Below are 23,634 nucleotides of genomic sequence, written 5' to 3' on the forward strand. Positions count from 1 at the left end.
GTAGGGGCCCTCCCCGACCCGACGGACGCCCGACCGCCGCACCGAAAGACCCGATGCCCCCCATGACCCCGATGGACACCCCCGAGGGCGCCGGCGCCGCACCCGCCGAGGCGGTCGCCCCGCTGCTGCGCGGTCTCGCCGTACTGCGGCGGCTGACCGAGGCGGGCGGCACGCTCAGCCTCAGCGACCTGGAACGGGCCACCGGCCTGGCCCGCTCCACGGTCGACCGCGTCACGGCGACCCTCTCCCGCATGGGGTACGTCCGTCCGGACGGCCGGGACGTCACCCTCGCCCCCCGCCTGATGGAGCTGGGCAACGCCTACCTGGCCGCCCTGCGCCTGCCCGCCCTGCTGGACGCGCGCGCGGACGCCCTCGCCGACGAGCTGGACGAGTCGGTGTCCCTGGCGGTCGGCGACCGGGACGGCATCCGCTTCATCCACCAGGCGACCCGCCGCCGCGCGATGTCCCTGAGCTTCCGCATCGGCGACCTGCTCCCGGCCGAACGCACCGCGCCGGGCCCGCTGTTCGCGACCGAGTGGACGGACGCCGACTGGCGTCGCTGGCGCGCCCGCCGGGCGGCCGACCCGCACGACCACGGCTTCCCCGCCGTACCCCCCGCCGAACGGCCCGCCCCCGACGCCGACTTCGAACGGCGTACGGCGCGGGCGGCGGCCGAGGGCTGGGCGCTGGACGACCAGTTGATCGAGCCGGGCCTGGTCGCCGTGTCCGTACCGGTGCGCGACCCCCGCACCGGCCGGGTGGCGTGCGTGGCGAGCGTGGTGAGCCACACCAGCCGCCACACGGCCGAGGAGCTGCGCGAGGCCCTCCTCCCGCGCCTGCGGTCGGCGGTGGCCCGCATGGAGGACGACCTGCGCACCGCGCCGCCGCCGGTACCCGGCGCGGCCCCCTCGGGCCTGGCCACCTGGACGGGCGCGTCGAAGCAGGAACTGGGCCGGGAGTTCGTCGAGTCGCTGGCGCGCGGCCTCACCGTCCTGACCGCCTTCGGCGAGGGCCGGGCGGAGCTGACCCTCGCCGAGGTCGCGAGGGCCACGGGCCTGGCCCGGGCGACGGCCCGCCGGGCACTGATCACGTACGAGTACGCGGGCCTGGTGGCGCCGGCCCCCGGCCGCACGTTCACCCTCACCCCCCGGGTCCTCTCCCTCGGCTTCCCGCCCCTCTCCCGTACGAGCCTCCCCCAGATCGCCCAGCCCCACCTGGCCGCCCTGGCGGACCGCGTCCAGGAGTCGGCCTCCCTGGCCGTCCTGTCGGACCGTCCGGCGCCGGACCGCGGCGAGACGACCGGCCCCGGCCCGGGCGCCGACATCCGGTACACGGCGCGGGTGACCCCGAGCCGTGTGATGAGCGTCGACATCACGGTGGGCACCCGGCAGCCGGCGTACGCCACCGCCCTGGGCCGCGTCCTGCTGGCCGACCTGCCCGAACCGGGCCGCGCCCTCGGCGACCCGCGCCCCCTCACCCCGTACACGGTCACCGACGCCGCGGAGCTGGCCCGCGTGCTGGAACGGGTCCGGGCGCAGGGCTACGCCCTGACCGACCAGGAGCTGGAGGAGGGCCTGCGCTCGATCGCGGTCCCGGTCCGCGACGGCACGGGCCGGGCGGTGGCCGCGGTGAACGTGGCGATGCACGCGGCCCGGCGGACGCTGGAGGCGTGCGTCGACGAGATCCTGCCGGAGCTGATGGAGACGGCGGGCCGGATCGAGGGCGACCTGCGGGTGGCGGGGAGATTCAGACGGGTGCCCCTGACCTGACCCCGCGGGGACGCCGCCACGGCTTCTGCGGCGGGTGCCGTGAGGGCCGCCGTACGCCGGACCCGCCCCGGACACGGCCGGGGCCTGAGGATCCCGGGCGGTGGGAGTCCCGTTCCCTCACTCCGCCTCCGCTCCGACGCCGGCGCGATCCACCCGATCCGCCATCATGCCGACGCATTCGTCAAGCGCCGCGTGCAACGGGGGCACGAAGGCGGCGAGTTCGACGTCCGAAGCCTCACCCGACTCCAGTACGGCACCGACGACCGCCACCAGCACGGCGGCGGCCTCCAGGGCGTGCAGGTCTGCCAGCGTCTCGAGGAAGCCGCCGGGGCGCGCGACCACGAACGCCTCCTTGCCGGTGGCCGGATCGACGCCGATGCTGCGGGGACGCCACACGTTCATACGGCGGCCTCCCCCGAGAAGCGGCCCCGGCCCGGCTCCGCGCGGACTGCCACCCGGCGCCGCTCCCCCTGAAAGCACCACCGCTCATGCCCGTCCCGCTCGCGCTCCCCTACGGCGACGTACGGCCGGACCAGCGGCAGACCATCGATGGCGATCATCTCCGTGTGCGGACAGGCCGAACGGGACAGGCGGAACGGCCGGGACGTGCACGAAAGCACGGGACGACACCCGGAAACGGCCGCACGGGCGGTGGGGAGCGGCGGCGCGACGGCGCGGTGCGCTCCACCGGGAGGCGGAAAGAGGTGCGGAATTGCGGCCAGTAGGCTGCGCATGGGTCGACTCCCACTCAGTCGGCTCAGGCCCTGGCAAGGAAGTAGCCGCTTCCCGCCGGGGCCGTTCTGTTTTCGGAGCTCACCATAGCGTGGATAACTGCAGATAACTGCGGATGCGTGGAATGCTGCAGTAATCCACGCTGAAATCATGGATCTTGATCGCACGCGTCCGTTGTGGAGGCAGATCGCAGCGGAGATCATCCGACGCATCCAGGACGGCACGTACCCGCCGGGCAGCCGCGTACCGTCCACCCTGGAGATCGCCCAGGAGTTCGGCGTGGTGAACGCGACGGCGGCGAAGGCCATGCGTCACGTACGCGAGCAGGGCTGGACCCGGGGCGAGGTCGGACTCGGGACTTTCGTGGCGGACCCTCTGCCGCCGTCGTCCGGGGCCTCCGCATAGGCGAAGCCTCCCCGGACCAGCCGTGGGCGGGGCGCTCCACCCGCCCGCCGGCCACCGCGCGCTTCCCCTGCCACGGGAAAGCGCAGGCCCACGCCCCACCCCCGAGCGGACGCATCCGCTACCCTGTCATGAGTCAGCCGGTCATCCGGCGACGTCCCTGTCCGGGGCTTCCCGGCAGGCGTCGCGGGAACCATCCGGCCGGCAAGCTTGCACGACCGACCCGAAGACCCGATCAGCGGGCCTCCGGCAAGGTCCTCCGCAGGTCCCGCCTTCGTGGGATGTGTGGAAAATTCCGTCGCCGCAGGTCAGACCGGGTGGCGTGCGACGCCCCAAAACGCGACAGCCTCGAATCTCAAACGCCGTTTCAGCGTTTTCGCAGCTCATAGCGCGTGCGCAGGGTGCAGTGCGACGCCCGGATTCAGTGCGACGCGCGCACGCCGATGAGGGCAGGCCGCGGCCTGTGGCGCACATCTGGCACTACCCGAGTGAACCTGTCACCCGAGGGACGGCATTCGGATTGCTACTTGAGTAGCTAGGCGACAGCCTGGACCGCATGGCAACCTCCCACGCTCCGTCAGCCCCGTCGGTAGTCGACCGCCGCGTCCTCCTCCTGCTCTTGGATGACCAAAATCGCCTAATGCTGTGCGGCGGGTGCTGCGGCGGCTGGACAGTTCCACAGACGCTGCTCGCCGCCGGCACAGGTTTCAAGGACGGGGCCACCCAGCATCTCGCCGAGCGATTTCACATCAGGAACCCTCGCTTCGGATCCCTCTACGGCGTTCACGAAACACGGGAGTCGGACTGCTGGGAACATGACCAGCAAACCGTTTCCCAGGTTTACGTTGTGCGGATCAGCGCGGAAGAGTCGGACTCGTTTCAAACAATGTCTCCGTCACACGCCCGGTGGAAAATCGGCGAGCTCAAGACTCGCCATCGTGACGTATCCCCTGAAGGCGTAGCTCTTCTGGTCGCCGGATACGTGGAAGGTTGGCTTCCCGACGGCCCCATCTCGCTCTACTGATCTGGAGTTCCTGTGCCTCTGCACGCAATCGAGATCATCCTGACTCGGACCGTACGCGGAGTCGAGCTAAAAGCAGCGCGACAGGTCAGCGGCATGCCAATGGCATCGTCACCCGATGGAAAGAGCATCGCAGTTCTCGTATCTGCACGAGACGAGGAGCGTGCCATCGGGCAGGTATGGAGACGACTCCAGGACTCCCTTCCCGTTGACGTGCTGTGCACTTTCTTCCCAGGCGCGGACGGGATGCTACGGATGAGCATCCCCTTCGCACCTGGAGTGAAGAGGCGAATCCGCGCCTGGGCCAAAGCATCGGGAAAGAGCACAGAGGAATTCTTGAGCCAGGCGATCAAAGAAGCATTGGCTCGCGATCGTTCCACGGAAGCAGCCCGTCAGGGATGCGCGTTGAATTTCATGCTCCACACCTGCGCTTGGCTGGATTCACCGCCGAGCGTCCCGGACCACGTTCCCGTTTCGCGACTGCCCACGTCACTCGGAGACCTTTTCCGAAGGATCTCCAATTCCGGAACGCGCATCGTCTTCACCGACGTCACCGGGCCCATTGCCTCACTGATCAGCGAGCGAGAACTGAGGGGACTCGAAGACGCTCTCGCGATTGCGGAATGTGAGGCGCGGAAGACCGACTCCTCGTCCTTCACGCCGCACGACGAAGCAGTTCAGGAGACGCCGGCCGATATCGAGGCCGGGGAGGACGGGGACCCGCATGGAACTGGCTGATCCCCGCGTACTGGTGTGCGGCGACCGGCGGTGGGCCTGGCCCGGCACGGTCGTCGCGGTGTTGGACCGCCTGGAGGCGCGTCACGGAGATCGGCTCGTCGTGATCGAGGGCGCCGCGTCAGGTGCGGACTGGGCGGCGCACGTCTGGTGCGAACGGAACGGGCTCGGTGATGACCGCCATCGCTGTCACCCGGTGGACTGGCAGGCCGCACGACGCGCGAACCCGAGGACCTGGCGCTCGGCCGGGCCCGAGCGGAACACCCGGATGCTCTTGCGGGAGCACCCACAGCTGATCATCGCCTTCCATGCTCGCCTGGGCCCCCGGTCCGGTGGCACGTCGGACATGTGTCTGCGCGGTCTGCTGATCGATGTTCCCACCTGGCTTGTGACCGGGCTGGACCCCGATGTCGGAAGGTGGCTGCTGCTGGCAGAGTTCCCTGAATGGCGCAGGGGCCGTGTGCGTGACGAACTCGATGTGGCCCGGCAGGCGTGGCTCGCTGTTCAAGGTGACGACGATGCCAGCGGGACTGAATAAGGACGCTGACAGGTCCCGCCCCAGGGACACGGGGGACAAGGCCCCTCGACGATCCTTGGCAGTGGCCAGTCACAACTGGTCGAGCCAACGTCGACGACATCTGGGGCCAAAGGCCCGCCGTGTGCTGCCAAGCAGACATCTGAACGCTGGAACGACCCGTTGTCGGTGGTGCCGTTTATCGTGTTACCCAGGTGAAGTACCGGTACAGGCCGCGCACTTCAGGGGGACGTGGGCACAAGCCCGAGAGCGGGGCAGCAGTGGCACAAGGGGACAGCAGCCGTATAGAGCCGGACGACCTGATCCGGGACCGCGAGGTCGACAACACCCAGGGTGACCGGCTGGCTCACAGCCACATCGCTGAGCAGCTGTACGACGTGGTGCTGTCCGTCCCCACGCCGACCAACATCGCCGTATGGGGGCCTTGGGGCAGCGGCAAGTCAGGCGTAGCAAATCTCCTGAAGGGGCTGCTGGAGAAGCAACGGGACGTGCGCTTTGTGCGGTTCGACGCCTTCAAGTACGCGGAGAACCCGCTGCGCAGGAACTTCATCATCGCGGTCGCCACCGCCCTGGGGATCAAGGACGCGAAGTTCCACGACGAACTCTATGGCGGACGGGTCGCCGTGAAGCTTCAGTTCGAGCGGGGCGCAGTATGGCGCCTGCTGAAGATGTTCGGCTGGATGTTCGGCGCTGTTGTCGCCTTCTTCGCCGTTACGATGGCGCTCTTTGCCTGGTTGCACGGAGGGGCCTTCCGACCGACGTTCGCCAACATGCTGGCTGGAGCACTGAAGGCGGGTATCGCGCCAGCGGCCCTGTTGACGTCTCTGATGGTCCTGGTCTCGCGGACCCTCACGCGCGAGCACAAGACGGAAGCAGCCGACAGTGACGAGCAGTTCGAAAGGCTCTTCGCCGACCTCGTCACGCACTCCCGCGTAGAACGGCTCGTTGTCTTCGTCGATGAACTGGACCGCTGTAAGCCCTCCGATGTCGTGGCGACGCTGGACGCCCTGCGCACGTTCCTGGGAGCTGACCGCTGCGTCTTCGTCGTCGCCGCCGACCAGCAGGTTTTGGAAGAGGCACTCACGCGTGCTCTGGAACAGGCCACGCCCCAGGATGCCGTCAACCCGTACTACAGCAGCGGAAGCGGCTACCTGGACAAGGTGTTCCAGTACCAGCTCAGTCTCCCTCCGCTGCTGGTGCCGAAGGTGACCAGCTTCGCCGCCGATTTGGTTCGTGGGCGGGGTGGCGTGTGGGCGGCAGTGGACGTCAACCTTGTGGTGAGCATTCTCGTGCCCTCGCATGTGCGCAGTCCCCGCCGGGTCAAGGCGCTGCTGAACACATTCGTCCTGACGTACCGGCTGGCTCAGCGGCGGGCTGCGGACGGGCTGTTGGAGATTGACCCCGCCACGCGGGTGGAGGAGATCGCCAAACTGGTCTGCCTTCGGGTGGAGTTCCCGCTGTTCGCCAGGGATCTGCTGCTCGACCACCGGCTGTGCGCCTTCGTACTGGCGCTGGATGCCAACCCCGAGGCCGATCTGGGCTTCCCCGTGAGCGAGCAGGTCAAGGACGCCGCCCGCCGCTACGCGAACCTCGACGCACCCGTCGACCAGCATCTCAGTGACCCTGAAGACCTTGACGAGCACGAGAACGAGGACGAGGACAAGAAGGCGGCCGACGTCCGAAAGCACCACGGCCAGCAACTGGTGGCCTATCTCAAGAAGACACGGAACGTGCTGGGCCCGGGCCGTGATCTGATCTTCATGGAGACCAGCGGCAGCGTGTTCCAACTGCCTGCCACTGTGGCCGAGACATTGGAGCAGCAGGCCCAGAACGCCGAGTTGGACGCGGTGCTCCCCTCCGTCGGCGGTCTTCCGGCCGAGGACCGCTCTGCCGCGCTGGCTCTACTCCTACAGCAGGCACGGGACGCGATCGGTCTGGAGGAGGAGAACGTTGCCCATGCCGTCCTGGCCGTCTGCGGTGACACAGCTGTCTCCCTGGACGGCACGGCGGACACCGCGGTCGAGACACTCACCCCGATCCTGACGAATTCCCCGCACGCACTGCCGGACGAGGTACTGCCCGGATGCTGGCGGCTGGCAGTGGCAAGCGACCGTCCGGCGGCAGTCGAGATGCGCACGATCGTCCTGCAGCACTCTGCCGTCCGAGACAACTCCGCCACAGCCGCCATGGTGATGCGCCAGGTCGAGCCAGCCCTCGCAGCAGACCCCGGCCTCGTGCAACAGCTGGTGTCGCATCATCTGCTGGGAGAGGAGGAGGACATGGCTGACATGCTTGCCGAACTCTCCTCTTCTCAAGCAGCAATCCTCATGGAGCAGGTCGGGCCCCACATCGCCAAGGAACTGCGGGCGCTGATCGAGACGCACGAAGAATGGACGAAAGCGCAAGGCCAGCCGACAGCTGTACCGCCGGCTGCGCCTACAGAGCCGGCATCTCCCGACGAGGCGTTGCGGAGGCTGGAGAAGCTTCTGGAGCACTGGTGCGAGGAATGTCCTGAAGCGGCACACGCCGTAGTAGGACTGCTGCTGGCGTTGGACAGCAAATCGGGCCGGGACATCGTGGAACGGAACGCGAACGATATCCCCGTAGTACGGGAGACCGCCTTGGCCCGGGCGGTGCTGTCCAGCGTCCACCGACGTTCGATCAGCCACTGGCCGACGTGGCTGGGTCTGCTGGATCCGCGATCATCCATCGCCGAAATGACCGTCGAGTTCGACACTCCGCTGAAGAAGCTATGGTCACTGGCCAGCAAGTCCGACAGCAGTCCAAAACCCGAGGAGATCGGCCGCGCCGCGGACAGCTTCATGAGGCTTTTCGACGACCAGCCTCCGGGCCGGCATCCGCACATCACTCCTTTCGTCCTGCCTTCGCTGTCCCGACCCTCGACCGACGAGGAAGCCGAGGAGCAACTGCGACTGCTCGACGCGCTTCGGCCACTGGAGAACAGCGGGCTACTGCAGCGTGCGGCCTTTGTCCGCCATCAGGCGGCAAATGTCACCGAGTTGCTCGCCGACGGGGAGAGCCTCCTCGTTTCCGACGACAGCACGATCGTGACCTACATCGAGTCCCTCGTGAACGACTGCCTGCGTGACCTGAGTTCTCCTGGTTCTGCTCCGTTGGCCCCCGAGGAAGCCCGCGCTCTGGTAACGGCACTTGATGAGGGCGGCTGGCTGCCCGGGAATGAGCACACCCGCCTGCAGGTCCGGGCTCGCCACCTGCTGGTGACCGGCGGCGTCGACAGGGACGGTCTTCAGCCGCTGCCGACGGCGGCCGACATGGCCGACTACGCCAGACGCCGTCCCGAGTACGCCGGCCAAACACTGGCCGCGTGGATCGCGCTCGAACAGCCTTCGGCATCGGATCTGCTCAAGGCCGTCTCGGCAGGCCTGCGGCAACTGTCGCCTATGCAAGCCGACGCTGCGTTGCTTCAGGCAGTGGCGTCACGGCTGGCTGCTCTGCCCGCGCAGGACCAGGCCGGCTTCTGGAGAGATCTGCTGGCAGGCCCGGGCACTCGCCTGCCGGCGCAGATGCTGACCTCGGCCGGATGGCCATCGCTTCCGGACGCCTTTACGGCCGAACTGCTGATCGAGCGGTACGCCCGCGCCTCAAGGAATCCCGACCGCCGCGCCGTTCTCGACCTGTGGCGGGCCGCGCACGTCACGAACCCAGCCGCCCGCCGCGAATTGATCCAGACGATCCTCCTGCCCATGCTCGAGGGCAACCAGGGATCCGCCGAACTCGCCATCCAGTATCTGCCTCAGCTGATGGAGTCCGTCCCCAAGGGGATGGGTAAGGCCGTGCGCGAGGCCGTCGAAGCCAGCGGCAAGAAGTGGCGCAGCCTCGAAGAGCGCGGCATCAAGGCACTGACGGCCGTCGGCTACCGCACCGAGCGCACCGGTCTGCTGAGAACGCGTCGCATCAGCCGCAGCAACGACGACTAACGGGCCGACGGAGGCAGCCACCCCTGAGGCCGCACCGTACAGCCGGGCGGGATTCGACCACCCCGTCCGGTACATCGCAGCGACTCCTCGACCCGGCGCGCCAGCGCAAGCTCCTCCAGCCGGGCTGCAGGGAGGAAGGCTCGGCCACTGCGAGCAGCTGCCTCACGGCGTCGGCCGGTGCCGGACCACTCCGTTGACGATCATGATGGAGTGATCCGACCATGCGGTGTGGCAGCTGTCACACACCGCTTTGATCCATCCGAATTCGGCGTCCCCTCGCCGCCGACGGCGTCCAGGCTGCCCGCAGAACTCGCAGATCGTCGCGGACCGAACCTCAGCTGAAAGGACCAGGCCCCGTATCTCGGGAGGCATGGCGGCACCGGAGATGCGGACGCGGACCGCGCTGAGCTTTTCCTTCAGGTCATCGATTCGGTAGCCCGGATCGACGGTGACGATCTGCTCGTGCAGTCGCAGGAGCAGGGGATGCCAGCCCGGCCCGACGGCACGGAGTCGATCCAGCACCTGCCAGGCAGGCCGGCCGCTTCCAATCTGAGGAACTTGCATGCACTCATCCTGCTGCTGCGGCGGGCTTCCGGCCTGGTGCACACCACGCCGGCTTTCCAGAGCCGAAGCGTGCCGACAGTCACGCCGGTGGTAAGCGATGCCCACCAGTCATCGGACCAGGCCGTCCTGGTCGATGCCGAGGGCAGTCCCTCCGTCATCGTGCGTATACCGCGCTCACTCTGCTCACACCAGCTCGCCCTACTTCCGGACAATTACTCAAAGTGGCGCTTTGGCCAAGTTGCGCCGTAGCTGAAAGCTGAACCGCCGCCCATCCTGGGGTTTACGGAGGCTTGCTCAGCACAGCACTGCGCGCCTCGAATCCGAACCGGCCGGATCTGTCTGCTTGGCAGTTACTCATTCCGGTATGTGGCAAATACTTTCGATTGCCGACTCTCACGCCGAGATCCACCCTGATGTGTCGAATATGCCGCCGACCCCTGCACGCCCGCCGAGCAGGGGAAACGACCATGACCATGGGGGACGCGTTGGACATCATGCAGGTCGCGGGTTTGGGGGCCGGTGCCCTGGTCGCCGAGATGGCGAAGAGCACGTGGGAGTCCATGCGGGTCGGCGTGGCCCGGCTCTTCCGGCGGGGTGGCGAGGAGAGCGCCGCGCAGGAGCTGCGGTTGATCGATTCCGCGCGGCAACGGCTTGTCGACAGCTCGGAGAGCGAGCGCGGATCGGTAGAGGACCGGCTGCGGAACGAGCTGATGATCCAGCTGGCAGCGTTTCTGCAGAAGCATCCGGACGCAGCGCAGGAGCTTCAGGACCTGGTTGACCAGGTCAAGGGTGCAAACGACGGCGATGGGGCGCGGACGAGCGTGCACCACAACACCGACAGCATGGTCGTCGTCTCGGGCGGCGACATCAACGCCTCAGGCGGCTTCCACTACCGCGCGCCGGAGCAGAGCCGGTGAGCGAGGAGACCTTCCCGGGGGCCGTCCCGCCGCCACCGCCTCCCCTTCCTGTCACCCCGCCGACACCCGGTTTCCAGGTAAAGGTGGGCGGCAACCAGAACTCGAAGATCATCATTGCGGCCGGCTCCATCACGATGAAGGACAAGCCGCAATTGCCAGTGGTCCACATCCCGCAGGCCGATCTCGACGCCGTACGACGGGCGTGGGTGGAGCTGGATGTGCGCGACGAGCCCGTGCGGACCGCGGAGAAAGCCATCGCCCATCTCACCGGGGAGGGGCCTCGTCTGGCAGTCGTCACGGGCCCGCCCGGATATGGGAAGCGAGCTGCCGGGATCAAGGCGTTGTGGGAGGTGTCCCGGGGGCAGTCGCTCAAGCTTCAGGAGATCGTGCCCGACTGGGAGAAGCCCGGCTCCCCGGACATCGCTGAGCTTCCCAGTGAGTCGGGCACGGGCTATCTGCTGGACGTGGCTGGGGAGATCAGCGCCTGGCAGAATCCCGGCTCGGTTGCTCAGCAGCTGGTGAGTTACGCGCAGGAGCTGAGGTTCTCGGGTTCGTTCCTCGTCGTGATCGCCGACGAACACGGCTGGCCTGAGGCAGTTTCAGGAGCGGTCGCGGGCGTCGTCGTCCGTGCCGTGGCCCGGCCGTCCGCTCTCCGCGTTGCCAGGTCGCATCTGGAGTACCTGCACCGTCAGCCGGGCCGTCTGCCGTGGCTGTCCGCCACAGCGTCGGACACCGGCCTGGCCAAGGAAGCCGCGCAGCAGCTGACCGACGGCAGCCGCCCTGCGGACGCAGCCGACTTGGCCGCCGAACTTGCCGCCGCAGAAGACTCCCCAGAGGGCCTCAAGAGAGCCTTGAGCGCCTTCCAGGAATGGCGCACCGACGTGCGGGACGTCTTCTCTGCGACCGAGAACAACCCGGATGACCGAGCCTTGCTGATCTCTGCTCTGTTCCTCAACGGCAAGGACGCCCTGACGGTTCAGGACGGTGCTCGGGCGCTGCTGGGCGAATCCCCGGAGACGAACGTACGCACGATCCTGACGGGCCCTGATCTGACCAGTCGGCTGACAGCGATGGGCGCAGAGGTCACCGGGCGGACCGTGTCGCTGGACCACAAGCCCGGATACGCCCGAGCCGTCCTGCTCCACCTCTGGCAGCAGCGCGCCGATCTCCACCCGCACCTGCTGAAGTGGCTGGACGTAATCACCTCCCAGAAGGCGGTAGGTGCTGACCGGCTCGCCGCCATCAGCAACCTCCTCGTCGAGCTGGCCATCGCCGAGAACGACGTCCGGGTCGTCCAAAAGGTCCACGCATGGATCGACAACGGAGCCGACAGTCCCGAGCACCGCGCGCTGATCGCCCGCTTCCTGACGGTCGCCGCCGAGTCGGCCACGTTGGGCGCCGCAGTCCGTAGCCTGCTGTTGGACTCGGCTCAGGACGATTCAAAAGCCGTGGCGACCGTCGTCGCCCTGGTCTGCCAGGGCGAATTCGCCCGGCACTACCCGCGCCAGGCCCTCGTCCGTCTGCGTCACATCCTGGACCGGCCCGAGCCGGACGAGGCCGTACGGACGGCGCAGGCGGCGCTGCGGGACATCGCTGCCCGCGAGGGCCAGTTGCCTCGTGTGTGGAGCACGGTCATCAAGTGGGCCACGGAGAAGAAGCTCTTGGCGGGGCACCGGGCGTTTCTGTCGCTGCTTGATCCGCGCGTGGACCCGTACGTTCTGCAGGTCATGCTGGCCGCGGCCGAGCAGAAGCAGGACATCAGGGAAGCGCTCGTCGACGGTTGGAACGCGGCCCTGGCCGACCCTCGGGTCGAAGGTGACTGCCGGCAACTGCTGGCCGCCTGGGCCGAGGTGCGCAAGACGGAAGACGTACCGACCGAGCTCATGACGGAACTCCTCAACCAGATCATTCTGGAGCGCCTGTACGCCACTCCGGTCTCGGCCCTCATCTTCGGTGAGCCGGGAGTCGCCGATGGCGAAGCGGTCATCGATCTGCGCAAGGAACTACGGCTGCCCCCAGCGCTGTCGTCCCTGGTCGCCACGCACGAGCGCGCTTCGGCGGAGGCCTGACCCATGGCCTCCACGCGATGGTCGCGCCGCCGTGCGCGTACAGCGGTCCGGCGTGGCCTGGCCCGCTTCGAGGTCCGGCTGCGCAGCGCATGCCCCGGGATCGGCTTCACCGCCTGGATCACGGCCACGGTCCTGACCGAGCCGCCCTACCCAGGCCCGGTCGAGGAAATCGCAGGGGCAGTGCGCACCACGCTCAGGGACGCTGCGGGCGAGGTCTCGAAGAGATGCGACCCGGCGGACCTCGCCTCGGCGCGGGATGTCTGCGGCCAGCACCTCGCCCGACTGCGTCAACTGCCGACCAACCCTCCCGTCGAGTTCACGGCCGAGCTCACACTCGATCTGCTGCCGGACGACCGGGCCGCCGTAACCGCTCAGCTGGCTGCTCAGCGCCAGCAGGCAGTGACCGACATCCTTCGACGGCAGAAGACCGATGCTCTCGCCGTGGAACTGGCCGACCCCGCAGCCCTGTTGGTGCGATGGATCGAGCGGGACAACGCCGATTGGTCTCAACTCCCCGCCCTCGCCGACAAGGTGAACACGGTCGCGGAGGTGTTCGCCCAACACCGCCCCGAGGACGAACGGACCGTCGAGCACGAAGCCGTCGGAGTGCTGCGCGAATTCCTCGCCAGCTTCCCCGACCACACCCAAAAGCAGATGCTGTTCACCCTCCTGGCCGCCGGCATGGACAGCGCCCAGCGACCACACCACGCCGCGAAGGCGCAGTCCCTGCTCAACGGGCACGCGGGCGATCCGGCGGGTGCATCGTGAGGACGGCGGCGAACATCCACCTCGGGCTCGCGGGAGTGGTGGTTCGGTGAGGACATCCGTGTGGCGGTGGCTGCTTGCTCCGTGGACTAGTTGGCGTGCGTGGCGGCTGGCACGGGCCAGCCAGGGGAATCTCTCCTTCGACGCGGCATGGCGACGTACCAGGCTTGAGAAGCACCCTGATGAGATGCCGTACCAACGGCACGGCCATCTTCCGGCGGACGATGGCGCCGACGACCCGACCGTGCGGCAGCGCTGAGTTCAGGCGCGCTCGCCCCTGCCCCAGCATCTGATGACGAAGCTACCGCGGTTCGGCACCGCTTTGCTGACTTACTTGCGCCTCTGCCGGACAACTGGAAGTCGGTTGGGAAATGGCGTTGTAGCTCACCGCAAGGATGAAGACGCCGAGAGACACGGACTCGTGGATTGCGACCGGCGGACAGCGGACGTGGGAACGGCCCACATAGATACACTCGCATCTTGACGCTAGAGAAAGCCTACTGGATGCTCAGTGGCGCCTCAACGGCCCTTCCAAGGAGCCACGTAGTCCGAAAGGCGGCCGCGTAATTGAGCACGCTGAACAGCGAGACAAGACTGACCATCACCGACGTCAACGACATCGCTACGAGCGGACCTCTCGAAGCTCCGCTGACCCGGTCATCCCTCAGGGACATCGCGGGCGCTTATCTGTCTCTCTGCAAGCCGCGCATAGTTGAGCTGTTGCTAGTCTCGGCCGTTCCCACTCTCTTCGTGGTAAGCCGAGGACTCCCTTCACTCTCCGATTTACTCGTCGTTGTTGTGGGCGGAGCCGGTGCGGCGGCCAGTGCCGGTGCGTTCAATTGCTTCATCGACCGTGACATCGACCAGTTGATGGAGAGAACCAGAAACCGTCCGCTGGCCCGTCATCAGGTCGGCCCCCGCGCGGCGCTGATTTTCGGAACGTGCCTCGGTGCGGTGTCCGTCGGCCTGTTCCTCGTCTTGTCCAACGTCCTCGCCGCGGCGCTCACCCTCTGCGCAATCGGCTACTACGCGCTGGTCTACAGCCTGTTGCTGAAGCGGCGGACACCGCAGAGCACGCTGTGGGGCGGCCTGTGCGGCTCCGCCCCTGTGCTGATCGCCTGGGCAACCGTCGCCGGGTCCCTGTCGTGGACCGCGCTCTGCCTTTTCCTCATCGTCTTCTTCTGGCAGCCGCCGCACTTCTGGGCTCTCGCCATGAAGTACAAGGACGACTACGCCAGGGCCAACATTCCCGTTCTACCGGTAGTGGCTTCCAGCCGGCGTGTCCTGGCCGAGAGCATCGTGCACAGCTGGCTCATGGTGCTCTCCTCGGTCGCCGTATGGCCACTTGCCCCCACTACACCCATTTATGGCGTGCTGTCGATCGCTCTGGGTGGCACTTTTCTCGTCAAGGTGCACAGCATTCACCGTGCCGTGCGACGAGACCGCGATCCGCAGACCATGGCGCTCTTCCACGGATCCATCGCCTACCTCACGCTGCTTTTCGCTGCGCTGGCCGTCGACGCGGTTCTCCACTCTTACACGCCGTGATCAGGCCGATTCGGCCTTGTTGAGTGTCACCGGAAGACTGCTGACACCTGTGATGAAGTTCGACTCAATGCGCCGTACCTCACCCCGGACCTCCACCGAGGAGACTTGCTCGCGCATGACGCGGAGCATCGTTCGCAGTTCCAGCCGAGCGAGCACCGCTCCGATGCAGAAGTGCAGGCCATGACCGAAGGTGAGGTGCCGGTTCGGGGAGCGCCCAATGTCGAAGCGGTCGGGCTCCGAGAACACCCGCTCGTCGCGGTTCGCCGCGACGTTCCACACGGTCACCACATCGCCCGCCCGTATCACCTCACCGTGCAAGGTCACGTCGGACAGGGCGGTCCGCCCGATGTGCGAGGCTGGCGAGGTCCACCGGAGGATCTCCTCGACCGCCGGGTCGACCAGGCGGGGATCCGCGCGCAGTCGCTGCCACTGCTCCGGGTTCTCCGTCAGTGCGAGCAGTCCGCCGCTCATGGCGAGCCGCGCTGTCTCGTCTCCGCCGACGATGAGGTTGTAGCAGTTGAGGAGAACCTCCTCCTTCGTGAGGCGGCGCCCGTCGACCTCACTAGTGGCCAGGAGGCTGACCATGTCGCTGCCCGACGCGTCGCCGCGTACGGCCGCCAGGCCAGCGTAGTACTGCAGGATCCGGCTGCGGGCCACGCGGATCTCGACGTCGGGTTCCTCGGCGCCGCCGGACAGCATCGCCTGGTTCGTCAGCTCCAGGACGCGGGCCCGGTCCTGCTGCGGCACCCCCAGGAGTTCGCAGATCGCGGTCAGGGGGATCTGCGCCGCGACATCCCGGGCGAAGTCGCATTCGCCCCGCTCCAGTGCCCTGCCGACCAGGTCACGCGTCGTGGTCTCGATCGTGTCCTTGACCAGGTCGAGCACCCTGGGTCCGATACCCGAGAGCATCAGCCGCCGCAGGCCTGCGTGCCACCGGCCGTCCGACACGGCGACCATCCGGCCGGCGGCGGTGTCGCCCCCGTGCAGGAGGGTTCCCAGCATGTTGCCCTGAGCGACCGTAAACCTCCTGTGGTCCTTGAGGATGCCCAGCACGTCGGCATACCGGGTGACCACCCAGAAACCGGGAACATCTCCACGCGGGCGATGCCACCAGACGGGAGCCTCCTGTCGGAGCCTCTTCCAGAGAGGTCCCAAATCAGCCGTCGCATGCAGTTTCAGATCCAGCAGGTCCAACTCGTCCAAGTCCTCGAAATCGACGGCTTTCAAACCAAGCACAAGAATTCCTCCCTGATCACGCGGGCTCAGCGGAACGGCCCCGCACGCCTTACGCATCGTGCTCGTTCGACGTCTTTTCACGCCAGAGCGCCGACGTACGGCTGTCCGGTGCGTCTGCGGGACTCCCGTGTATCCATCGCCTGAGAGAGGATCGCCCGGGCGTCGCCGCCCGCAGGGCCGCGACGGCTCCGAGAATCAGCAAAGGAGATGACGGATGAGCAGCAAATGGGTTTCCCGGATCGGCTCCTCACGCCCGGACCGACCCCTTCTCGTGCTCTTTCCCCACGCCGGCAGCGGACCGTCGGCCTATCAACGCTGGCGTACCGTGGCCTCGATGGAGGTGGAGATTCTTGCCGTGCGCTTTCCCGGCCGAGAGACGCGCATCCGTGAGTCCCTGATTCCGGACCTGGACACGCTGGTGGCGCAGACCGCGGCCGGACTCGCCGAGATTCTCAAGAACCGCCGTTTCGCCTTCTTCGGCCACAGCGTGGGCGCCCTCGTGGCCTACGAACTGACCCTGCTCCGCCGCCGGGAGGGCCTTCCCGGCCCGGTCTGCCTCGGGGTCTCCGGATACCCGTCACCACAGGTCCGCATACCGGACCCGCTGCACGAGGAGCCGGACGACAAACTGCTGAACTTCCTGCTGGAGCGGCGCTACGTGCCGCAGACGCTGCTCTCCCAGCGCGGTTTCCTGGAGATGTTCCTGCCCATCCTCCGGGCCGACTTCGCACTGGCCGGCGGCTATCGGCTCCGCGACGAGCGACCGCTGTCCTGTCCCATCCACGCCTTCGCGGCCGATACGGATCCCTTCGCCACTCCGCGCGAGCTGGAGGGCTGGGCCGAGCTCACCGAAACCGAGTTCTCACTGGATCTCTTCCCCGGTGACCACTTCTATCTCTTCGACAGCGGGTCCGAGATCCTCCAGAAAGTCACCAAGCCTTTGCTTTGACAAGGGCTGTGTCCCGTCGACGGGACACGTCTTCGCGCACGCCGTGCAGTGCGTCCGACCATTCCTTGAGTCCGCTCCCGCCCCGGAGCTACGGTGGCGCGGCCCCGGTGTGAGATAAATCGAAGGAGCGATCGCTGTGAATAGAGTTGCTCGGTTCGTTGGGATACCGGCAGGGCGGCGAACCAAGTGGCTTGTTCTGGTGGCCTGGTTATTCATCCTCCTTCTCGTGGGATCCCAGGGCAGCAAGATGTTCACGCTGCAGAAGAACAGCAGCATCAGCACCCTGCCGGACTTCGCGGAATCCGTCGCAGCCGACCAGAAATACCAGAACTTCCCGCAGAGCAGGGAAATGGCCGCGCTCATCGTCTATCAGCGCGCGGCCTCGCTGACCGACGCCGACCGGGCCCGGATCGACCGCGACCGTCAAGCGGTCGACCGGAGGATCACCGCGGGGGCCGAGGTGCACGAGGCCGACTTTGCCCGGGACGACAGGACGGCCGTCGTCCGCGTGGACCTCCCCGTGCCCGGCACCGAGCTGAGCTTCGAGGAGACGGCGGACGTCGGTGACTCCGTGCGCGCCATCCAGCGTGTGGTCGGCCAGGGCGGCGGCGGGCTGGATGTAGCGGTGACGGGTCAGGCGGGCTACACGACAGCCAACGCCGACATCATGCGCGACGTCAACTTGACGCTGTTCCTCGGCACGCTGCTGGTTCTCCTGCTCGTCCTTGTCGTCGCCCATCGCAGCCCCCTGCTGTGGGCGGTGACCCTGGCCGTCGCGGCGTTCGGCCTGGCGGTCGCCGAGGGCACGGTCTACCTGCTTGGCAAGGCCACCGGACTGACGTACACGACGCTGTCACAGGGGCTGCTCACCGTACTCGCGCTGTGCGGCTCGACCCTGTACGGCCTGCTGCTCATTGCCCGTTACCGGGAGGAACTGCGCACACACACCGACCGGCACGAGGCGATGCGCGCCGCGCTTCCCCGGGCCGGCGCGGCCGTCCTCCCCGGCGTGGTCGCCGTGGTCGCCGGCCTGCTGTGCCTGGCGGCGGCGGACCTAGAGACGACACGCGGGCTCGGGCCGGTCAGCGCGGTGGCCGTGGTGTGCGCGCTGGCCGTGTCGGTGACCCTGCTGCCCGCCGCCCTGCTGGTGTTCGGGCGCTGGATCTTCTGGCCCCGCATACCCCGTCCCGGAGCCACGGCGGAACCGGAACCGGGTTTCTGGGGCCGCCTCTCGCAGCGGACCGGCCAGCGGCCCCGGGTGGTCTGGGCGACGACGACCGCGGTGTTCGGCGCGCTGTCGCTGGGACTGCTCGCCTCCCACACCGGTCTCGGCGTGAACGACTCGTTCGCCCACGAACCCCAGGCCGTCACCGGCCAGCGGATGCTCGCGAAGGGATTCCCGGCCGGCACCACGTCACCCGTGATCGTCGTTGCGCGGTCCGGCGCCGCGGAGCGTACCCTGGCGGCGGTGCGCGGCACCGAGGGTGTGGCCGAGCCCCGCCGGGTCGCTCAGGCGGGCGACCTGACCCTGATCACCGCGGTGCCGACATCGCCCCCGGCCGGCCGGGCCGCGCTGGATACCGTGCAGCGCCTGCGGGACACAGTGCGCGCCGTGCCCGGCGCGGACGCCCTGGTCGGCGGCCAGGACGCCATCGCGCTCGACAGGGAGAACGCCGAGTCCCGGGACCGCACGGTCGTCATCCCGCTGCTGCTGCTCGTCCTGGCGCTGACGCTCGGCCTGCTGTTCCGATCCGTCGTCGCCCCCCTGGTGCTGGTCGGGAGTGTGGTCCTGGCCTACGCCGCGGCGCTGGGCCTGTCGGTGGCCGCCCACCGGCCGGTTTTCGGCTTCGCCGGCCAGGACGGAACGCTCGCGCTGCACTCCCTGGCCTATCTGATGACGTTCTGCGTCGGCCACGGCGTCTTCCTGCTGGCGCGGGTGAAGGAAGAGCGCGCCCGCCTCGACACGGAGGCCGGTGTGCACCGCGCGGTCGCCGTCACAGCCCCCGCGCTCACGGGGGCCGCACTGGTGGTCGCCGCCACGTTCGCGGCGCTCGCGCTGCTGCCGCTGGTGGGCGTGGTCGAGGTCGCCGTCGTCGTCGCGCTCGGGGTGCTGCTGGACGCGTTCGTGGTGCGACCGGTGCTGATGCCGGCACTGCTGGTGGACCTCGGGGACCGGATGTGGTGGCCGCGTGCGCTGTCCGCCGGGCCGTCCCCTGGTGCGGCGTCCGGGTCCGCCGAGCCCGTGCGCTCCCGGACCGGTGCGGTGGCGGGAGGCAGCGATGTCTGAGGCCCGACTGGTGCGTTTCGGGCCCGAAAGGCCGACCGCCCCGGTGGTGGTCTGCTTTCCGCACGCCGGCGGCGGCGCCTCGGCGTTCCGCCGCTGGGCCCGTGCCCTGCCCGACGGACTCGAGTTGATGGCCGTTCAGCTTCCGGGGCGCGAGGACCGGGCCGGGGACCCCTTCCTCACCGACTTCGACGCGACGCTCGCGGCGACGGAGGAGCCAGTGGCGGCGGCCGTGGCCGGCAGGCCGTACGCCTTCTTCGGGCACAGCGCCGGCTCGCTGATCGCCTTCGCACTGGCCCGGCGGGTGCGTCGCCTGGCCCGGTCCCTGCCCGCCGCCCTGGCCGTCTCCTCGTTCCCGCCGCCGCACACGCTGCAGCCACGCGCTCTGGACGGCATTCCGGACAAGGCGATTCTGGATTTCCTCAACGGGCTCTCGTACGCTTTTTCGAACGGCGGCGAAGCACAGCCCGACCTGATCAAGGAAATCCTGCCGGTGCTGCGCGCCGACTTCGCCGCGGTCAGCAGCTACCGGCATTCCGAGGAAGCTCCCCTGGAATGTCCGCTGCATGTCTTCGGCGGCACCGTCGACCGCTTCGTCAGACCCGCCGAACTGGAGCGGTGGCGCGCCTACACGGACCGCGAGTTCTCCCTGCACCTCATGCGCGGCGGGCATTTCTATCTCCACCAAAACGCCGCCGGAATCCTGAATGTTCTGGCTGCGCATCTCATCCAGCATCCCATCACCCAGGAGGCCTGACCGGTATGCCCGAAGCCGAGGCGGTACGTTCCATAGGTGTGGTCGGGGGAGGAAGTGCCGGATATCTCGCGGCGCTGACCCTCCGAGCCCATCTTCCGGACACCGAGATCAGCCTGCTGGAGTCGTCGAGTATTCCGGTGATCGGGGTCGGCGAAGCGACCACCTCCGAATTCCCGCCCTTCCTCTACAGAGTGCTGGAATTCGACATCGAGGACTTCTACAGGAAGGTCCTGCCGACGTACAAGCTCGGCATTCGCTTCAACTGGGGCGGCACGGACGAGGACCACTACTTCAACTACCCGTTCGACACCGGCACGGCCGCCGAGTCCCAGGAGTACGACGGGAACATCCGGCGCTGCACGCTCGAGTCCGTGCTCATGTCGGAGCACCGTCATCTCGTCGTCCGGTCCGGTTCCCAGCCGCCGTTCTCGCTGGAGGCGCTGTACCCCTTCGGCTACCACATCGACAACAAGCGGTTCCTCGCCTATCTGCGCGAGACGGCGCTGGCCAGGAACATCACCCACGTCGACTGCACCATCACCGACGTCGAGCAGGGCCCTGACGGGCTCATCACGTCGGTCGTCGACACGGAGGGCAAGCACCACCGGTTCGACTTCTTCATCGACTGCACCGGCTTCAAGTCGCTGCTCTTGGAGAAGACGATGGGCTCCCCGTTCCTGTCCTACGCCTCCAGTCTCCTGACCGACAGCGCCCTGTTCGGTACGGCCGCGCACGACGGGACCATCAAGCCGTACACCCGTGCGCAGACCATGGACAACGGCTGGGCATGGACCATCCCGATGCGGGACGAGGACCACCTGGGCTACGTCTACTCCTCGGACTTCGTCTCGGACGAGGGCGCCGAGGCGGAGTTCCGCCGGGTGTACCCCGGCCTCGGGCCGGTGCGCAGGGTGCGGTTCCGCTCCGGTCGGCACGACGAGTTCGTCAAGGGGAATGTCGCGGCCATCGGCAACTCCTACGGCTTCGTCGAACCACTGGAATCCACGGGCCTGTTCGTCATCTGCCGTCAGTCGCTGCTGCTGTCCATGGCGCTGGCCGAGAGCGGGGGCCGGCTGACGCCGAAGACCACCGACGCGGTGAACGGGGCCATCGCGGACACCTGGGACTTCATCCGCGGGTTCCTTTCCATCCACTACCGCTTCAACACGCGCCGGGACACGGATTTCTGGCGGGCTTGCCGGAGCCGTACCGACATCTCGAGTGTCGAGCATCTGGTGGCCCGTTTCGGTGAACTGGGCGCCCTCACCTATTCGACGTCCGACCTGAGCGTCGGCGGCACCGTCAATTTCGGTGCCTTCGGACATGACGTCCTGCTCTTCGGCCAGCAGGTCCCGCACGCGGCCACCGGTGCCCGGGAAACCAGGGAGGCCTACGAGCGGCGCGCCGTCGGCTATGACCAGCTGGCCAAGGACGCCCTTCCTCAGGCCGCTGCTCTGCGTTTCCTGGAAGAGCATCCCGAAATCCTGCGCGAGCCCACCGTCAGCGAATCCTCCTGGATGGCCAAGTTCATGGGCTCCGTGATCGACATCTGCGAGGAAGCCCTGCGCACGGGGCATTCCAAGGACACCACCATGGCGGAAAGGAATCAGCAGTCATGACCCTCCCCCAGGACGCCGCACCGGCCGGCCGTCTGCTGCACGAGCTGGTGGCCTCCCAGGCCGCGGCCACGCCCGACGCCGTCGCCGTGGAAGCGGGCGACGACCGTGTGACCTATGCGGAACTCAACGCCCGCGCCGACCAGTTGGCCTGGGTGCTCCGTGAGCGGGGTGTCGGTCCCGAATCGGTGGTGGGTGTCTGCCTGCGGCGCGGCATCGAACTCATCGTGTCCTACCTCGCGGTGCTCAAGGCTGGCGGCGCGTACCTGGCCCTGGATCCCGCTGACCCCGGCGAGCGGCTGGCTTACACGATCGAGAACGCGGGCGCAGGCGTGGTGCTCTCCGAGCCCGCCGTCTCCTCCGACTGGCCGCAGGACGCCGCGGCCCGCGTCCTGGACGTGCGCGAGGCGGAGAAGGAGGCGGCCACCACGGTGCGGCAGGGCCCGCCGCCTGCCGAGCTGACCGGCGAGGCGTGCGCGTACATCATCTACACCTCCGGCTCCACCGGCCGGCCCAAGGGCGTGCTCGTCCCGCACCAGGGCATCGTCAACCTGTCGCGGTGGAACGTACGCACGCACGGGATCACCGGTGAGGACCGGTACGCGCTGCTCGCCCGGGTCGCCTTCGACGCCATCTGCTGGGAGACCTGGGGCGCCCTGGCCGGGGGCGCGACCCTGGTCGCCGCGCCGGAGACGGTCAAGCAGGACCCCGACGCGACCCTCGCCTGGCTCGGCGAGCAGGGGATCACGGTGGCGTTCCTGCCGCCACTGCTCGCGGAACGCCTCTACGACAGCCCGTACGCGCAGCAGGTGAAGCTGCGCGTCCTGCTGACCGGCTCCGACCGGCTGGCCCAGCACCCGCCCGCCGGGGTCTCCTTCACGGTGTACAACCACTACGGCCCCACCGAGTACAGCGTGATCGGCGCCGCCGGCCCGGTCCCCGCGGGTGCCGAGGGCGCACCCGTCCTCGGCACCCCGATCGACGGCACCCAGGTGTACGTCCTCGACGACAAGGGTGAGCAAGTGCCGGCCGGCGAGACCGGCGAGATCCACCTCAGCGGCATCGGGCTGGCCCGCGGCTATCTGAACCGCACCGCGCTGACCGCCGAGAAGTTCCTCCCGGACCCCTTCTCCTCCGTTCCGGGCAGCCGTATGTACGCCACTGGCGACCTCGGGCACTGGAATCCGGACGGCACCCTGTCGTTCGAGGGGCGTGCCGACCGCCAGGTGAAAATCCGCGGCTACCGCGTCGAGTGCGGCGAGGTCGAGACGCGGCTGCTGGCTCACCCATTCATCCGTGAGACGGCCGTGGTGGCCGGCCAGGACTCCAGCGGGGCCGCGCGGCTCGTCGCGTACATCGTGTCCGCGCCCGGCCACGAGCCCACCGAGGGAGAGCTCCGCGAGCACCTGGGCGCCGCACTGCCCGAATGGATGATTCCGTCGGTCTACCACCCGCTCACCAGCCTCCCGAAGAACGCCAACGGCAAGGTCGACCACGCCAAGCTGCCCGACCCGCACACCGAACGGCCGGACACGGGCACGGAGTTCGTGGGTCCGCGCAACGCCAGGGAGGAGACCATCGCGCGGATCTGGGCCGAGGTGCTGAACCTCGACACGGTCGGCGTGTACGACAACTTCTTCGATCTGGGCGGGCATTCGCTGCTGGCCACCGAGATCGTCGAGCAGATCGCCACCGAGCTCGACGTCGATCTCGACGTCCGGGCCATCTTCGACTACCCGACGATCGCCGAACTCTCCACGAGCCTCACCTGAGGGA

Annotated in this window: 19 protein-coding genes; 15 read left to right on the plus strand and 4 right to left on the minus strand. The window is 68.1% G+C overall.

Features of this window, described 5'->3' with window-relative positions:
- Nucleotides 1–53: 53 nt before the first annotated feature.
- Nucleotides 54–1,769, plus strand: coding sequence for an IclR family transcriptional regulator domain-containing protein (locus ACSU6Z_RS12085; protein ID WP_437045143.1), 1,716 nt, complete (start codon nt 54–56; stop codon nt 1,767–1,769).
- Nucleotides 1,770–1,886: 117 nt separating this feature from the next.
- Here the strand turns inward: ACSU6Z_RS12085 and ACSU6Z_RS12090 are convergent, their stop codons facing one another.
- Nucleotides 1,887–2,171 carry a hypothetical protein gene (locus tag ACSU6Z_RS12090; RefSeq protein WP_437045145.1) on the minus strand — a complete coding sequence of 95 codons (285 nt, stop codon included), beginning with the start codon at nt 2,169–2,171 and terminating at the stop codon, nt 1,887–1,889.
- Nucleotides 2,168–2,329 carry a hypothetical protein gene (locus ACSU6Z_RS12095; RefSeq protein WP_437045147.1) on the minus strand — a complete coding sequence of 54 codons (162 nt, stop codon included), beginning with the start codon at nt 2,327–2,329 and terminating at the stop codon, nt 2,168–2,170. Before ACSU6Z_RS12095 ends, ACSU6Z_RS12090 begins: the two co-directional genes overlap by 4 nt.
- Before the next feature lie 322 nt (nt 2,330–2,651).
- Here ACSU6Z_RS12095 and ACSU6Z_RS12100 point away from each other — a divergent pair, with 322 nt between their 5' ends.
- The 5 genes from ACSU6Z_RS12100 (at nt 2,652) to ACSU6Z_RS12120 (ending at nt 9,153) form a co-directional block, all read left to right on the plus strand.
- The gene (locus tag ACSU6Z_RS12100) at nt 2,652–2,906 is read left to right on the plus strand and encodes a GntR family transcriptional regulator (protein WP_437045149.1); all 255 of its coding nucleotides are present in this window, start codon (nt 2,652–2,654) and stop codon (nt 2,904–2,906) included.
- A 553-nt stretch (nt 2,907–3,459) separates the two neighbouring features.
- On the plus strand, nt 3,460–3,927 hold the full coding sequence (locus ACSU6Z_RS12105; protein WP_437045151.1) for a hypothetical protein: 468 nt from the start codon (nt 3,460–3,462) through the stop codon (nt 3,925–3,927).
- Between the two features lie 252 nt (nt 3,928–4,179).
- Complete coding sequence (locus tag ACSU6Z_RS12110; RefSeq protein ID WP_355535293.1) at nt 4,180–4,662, plus strand: hypothetical protein; 483 nt, start codon at nt 4,180–4,182, stop codon at nt 4,660–4,662.
- Entirely contained in the window at nt 4,649–5,197 is a 549-nt protein-coding gene (locus ACSU6Z_RS12115; RefSeq protein WP_437045153.1) for an SLOG family protein, read from the plus strand. Before ACSU6Z_RS12110 ends, ACSU6Z_RS12115 begins: the two co-directional genes overlap by 14 nt.
- Nucleotides 5,198–5,454: 257 nt before the next feature.
- Nucleotides 5,455–9,153 (plus strand): P-loop NTPase fold protein, encoded by a 3,699-nt coding sequence (locus ACSU6Z_RS12120; RefSeq protein WP_437045155.1) that lies wholly within the window; start codon nt 5,455–5,457, stop codon nt 9,151–9,153.
- Nucleotides 9,154–9,315: 162 nt separating this feature from the next.
- Here ACSU6Z_RS12120 and ACSU6Z_RS12125 read toward each other — a convergent pair whose 3' ends face one another.
- Nucleotides 9,316–9,717 (minus strand): hypothetical protein, encoded by a 402-nt coding sequence (locus ACSU6Z_RS12125; protein WP_437045157.1) that lies wholly within the window; start codon nt 9,715–9,717, stop codon nt 9,316–9,318.
- Between the two features lie 467 nt (nt 9,718–10,184).
- Between ACSU6Z_RS12125 and ACSU6Z_RS12130 the strand changes: the two genes are divergently transcribed.
- The 4 genes from ACSU6Z_RS12130 (at nt 10,185) to ACSU6Z_RS12145 (ending at nt 15,016) form a co-directional block, all read left to right on the plus strand.
- Nucleotides 10,185–10,634: a hypothetical protein gene (locus ACSU6Z_RS12130; RefSeq protein WP_437045159.1), complete on the plus strand. Its 450-nt coding sequence runs from the start codon at nt 10,185–10,187 to the stop codon at nt 10,632–10,634.
- Complete coding sequence (locus ACSU6Z_RS12135; protein WP_437045160.1) at nt 10,631–12,703, plus strand: hypothetical protein; 2,073 nt, start codon at nt 10,631–10,633, stop codon at nt 12,701–12,703. Before ACSU6Z_RS12130 ends, ACSU6Z_RS12135 begins: the two co-directional genes overlap by 4 nt.
- Nucleotides 12,704–12,706: 3 nt before the next feature.
- The gene (locus ACSU6Z_RS12140; RefSeq protein WP_437045162.1) at nt 12,707–13,471 is read left to right on the plus strand and encodes a hypothetical protein; all 765 of its coding nucleotides are present in this window, start codon (nt 12,707–12,709) and stop codon (nt 13,469–13,471) included.
- 564 nt (nt 13,472–14,035) lie between these two features.
- Nucleotides 14,036–15,016 carry a heme o synthase gene (locus tag ACSU6Z_RS12145; RefSeq protein ID WP_437045164.1) on the plus strand — a complete coding sequence of 327 codons (981 nt, stop codon included), beginning with the start codon at nt 14,036–14,038 and terminating at the stop codon, nt 15,014–15,016.
- On the opposite strand, the gene ACSU6Z_RS12150 is transcribed toward ACSU6Z_RS12145, so the two are convergent.
- Entirely contained in the window at nt 15,017–16,252 is a 1,236-nt protein-coding gene (locus ACSU6Z_RS12150) for a cytochrome P450 (protein ID WP_437045166.1), read from the minus strand.
- Between the two features lie 214 nt (nt 16,253–16,466).
- On the opposite strand from ACSU6Z_RS12150, the gene ACSU6Z_RS12155 reads away from it, so the two are divergent.
- The 5 genes from ACSU6Z_RS12155 to ACSU6Z_RS12175 all read left to right on the plus strand — a co-directional run bounded on the left by ACSU6Z_RS12155 (nt 16,467) and on the right by ACSU6Z_RS12175 (nt 23,630).
- A complete protein-coding gene (locus ACSU6Z_RS12155; protein WP_437045168.1) occupies nt 16,467–17,201 on the plus strand; it encodes a thioesterase II family protein in 735 nt (244 codons plus the stop codon).
- 226 nt (nt 17,202–17,427) lie between these two features.
- Nucleotides 17,428–19,488 (plus strand): MMPL family transporter, encoded by a 2,061-nt coding sequence (locus tag ACSU6Z_RS12160; protein WP_437045170.1) that lies wholly within the window; start codon nt 17,428–17,430, stop codon nt 19,486–19,488.
- Nucleotides 19,481–20,242 (plus strand): thioesterase II family protein, encoded by a 762-nt coding sequence (locus ACSU6Z_RS12165; RefSeq protein ID WP_437045172.1) that lies wholly within the window; start codon nt 19,481–19,483, stop codon nt 20,240–20,242. Before ACSU6Z_RS12160 ends, ACSU6Z_RS12165 begins: the two co-directional genes overlap by 8 nt.
- Nucleotides 20,243–20,247: 5 nt before the next feature.
- Nucleotides 20,248–21,861 carry a tryptophan halogenase family protein gene (locus ACSU6Z_RS12170; RefSeq protein WP_437045174.1) on the plus strand — a complete coding sequence of 538 codons (1,614 nt, stop codon included), beginning with the start codon at nt 20,248–20,250 and terminating at the stop codon, nt 21,859–21,861.
- Nucleotides 21,858–23,630, plus strand: coding sequence for a non-ribosomal peptide synthetase (locus ACSU6Z_RS12175; RefSeq protein ID WP_437045176.1), 1,773 nt, complete (start codon nt 21,858–21,860; stop codon nt 23,628–23,630). Before ACSU6Z_RS12170 ends, ACSU6Z_RS12175 begins: the two co-directional genes overlap by 4 nt.
- Nucleotides 23,631–23,634: the final 4 nt, after the last annotated feature.

The organism is Streptomyces sp. enrichment culture (assembly GCF_964273145.1).
Lineage (GTDB): Bacteria > Actinomycetota > Actinomycetes > Streptomycetales > Streptomycetaceae > Streptomyces.

What these genes read in the sequence shown, in the direction of transcription:
- ACSU6Z_RS12125 (WP_437045157.1), bottom strand. Translation starts at nt 9,717, where the DNA reads ATGCAAGTTCCTCAGATTGGAAGCGGCCGGCCTGCCTGGCAGGTGCTG.
- ACSU6Z_RS12110 (WP_355535293.1), top strand. Translation starts at nt 4,180, where the DNA reads ATGAGCATCCCCTTCGCACCTGGAGTGAAGAGGCGAATCCGCGCCTGG.
- ACSU6Z_RS12115 (WP_437045153.1), top strand. Translation starts at nt 4,649, where the DNA reads ATGGAACTGGCTGATCCCCGCGTACTGGTGTGCGGCGACCGGCGGTGG.
- ACSU6Z_RS12100 (WP_437045149.1), top strand. Translation starts at nt 2,652, where the DNA reads ATGGATCTTGATCGCACGCGTCCGTTGTGGAGGCAGATCGCAGCGGAG.
- ACSU6Z_RS12170 (WP_437045174.1), top strand. Translation starts at nt 20,248, where the DNA reads ATGCCCGAAGCCGAGGCGGTACGTTCCATAGGTGTGGTCGGGGGAGGA.
- ACSU6Z_RS12105 (WP_437045151.1), top strand. Translation starts at nt 3,460, where the DNA reads ATGGCAACCTCCCACGCTCCGTCAGCCCCGTCGGTAGTCGACCGCCGC.
- ACSU6Z_RS12095 (WP_437045147.1), bottom strand. Translation starts at nt 2,329, where the DNA reads ATGATCGCCATCGATGGTCTGCCGCTGGTCCGGCCGTACGTCGCCGTA.
- ACSU6Z_RS12155 (WP_437045168.1), top strand. Translation starts at nt 16,467, where the DNA reads ATGAGCAGCAAATGGGTTTCCCGGATCGGCTCCTCACGCCCGGACCGA.
- ACSU6Z_RS12090 (WP_437045145.1), bottom strand. Translation starts at nt 2,171, where the DNA reads ATGAACGTGTGGCGTCCCCGCAGCATCGGCGTCGATCCGGCCACCGGC.
- ACSU6Z_RS12140 (WP_437045162.1), top strand. Translation starts at nt 12,707, where the DNA reads ATGGCCTCCACGCGATGGTCGCGCCGCCGTGCGCGTACAGCGGTCCGG.
- ACSU6Z_RS12165 (WP_437045172.1), top strand. Translation starts at nt 19,481, where the DNA reads ATGTCTGAGGCCCGACTGGTGCGTTTCGGGCCCGAAAGGCCGACCGCC.
- ACSU6Z_RS12085 (WP_437045143.1), top strand. Translation starts at nt 54, where the DNA reads ATGCCCCCCATGACCCCGATGGACACCCCCGAGGGCGCCGGCGCCGCA.
- ACSU6Z_RS12130 (WP_437045159.1), top strand. Translation starts at nt 10,185, where the DNA reads ATGACCATGGGGGACGCGTTGGACATCATGCAGGTCGCGGGTTTGGGG.
- ACSU6Z_RS12175 (WP_437045176.1), top strand. Translation starts at nt 21,858, where the DNA reads ATGACCCTCCCCCAGGACGCCGCACCGGCCGGCCGTCTGCTGCACGAG.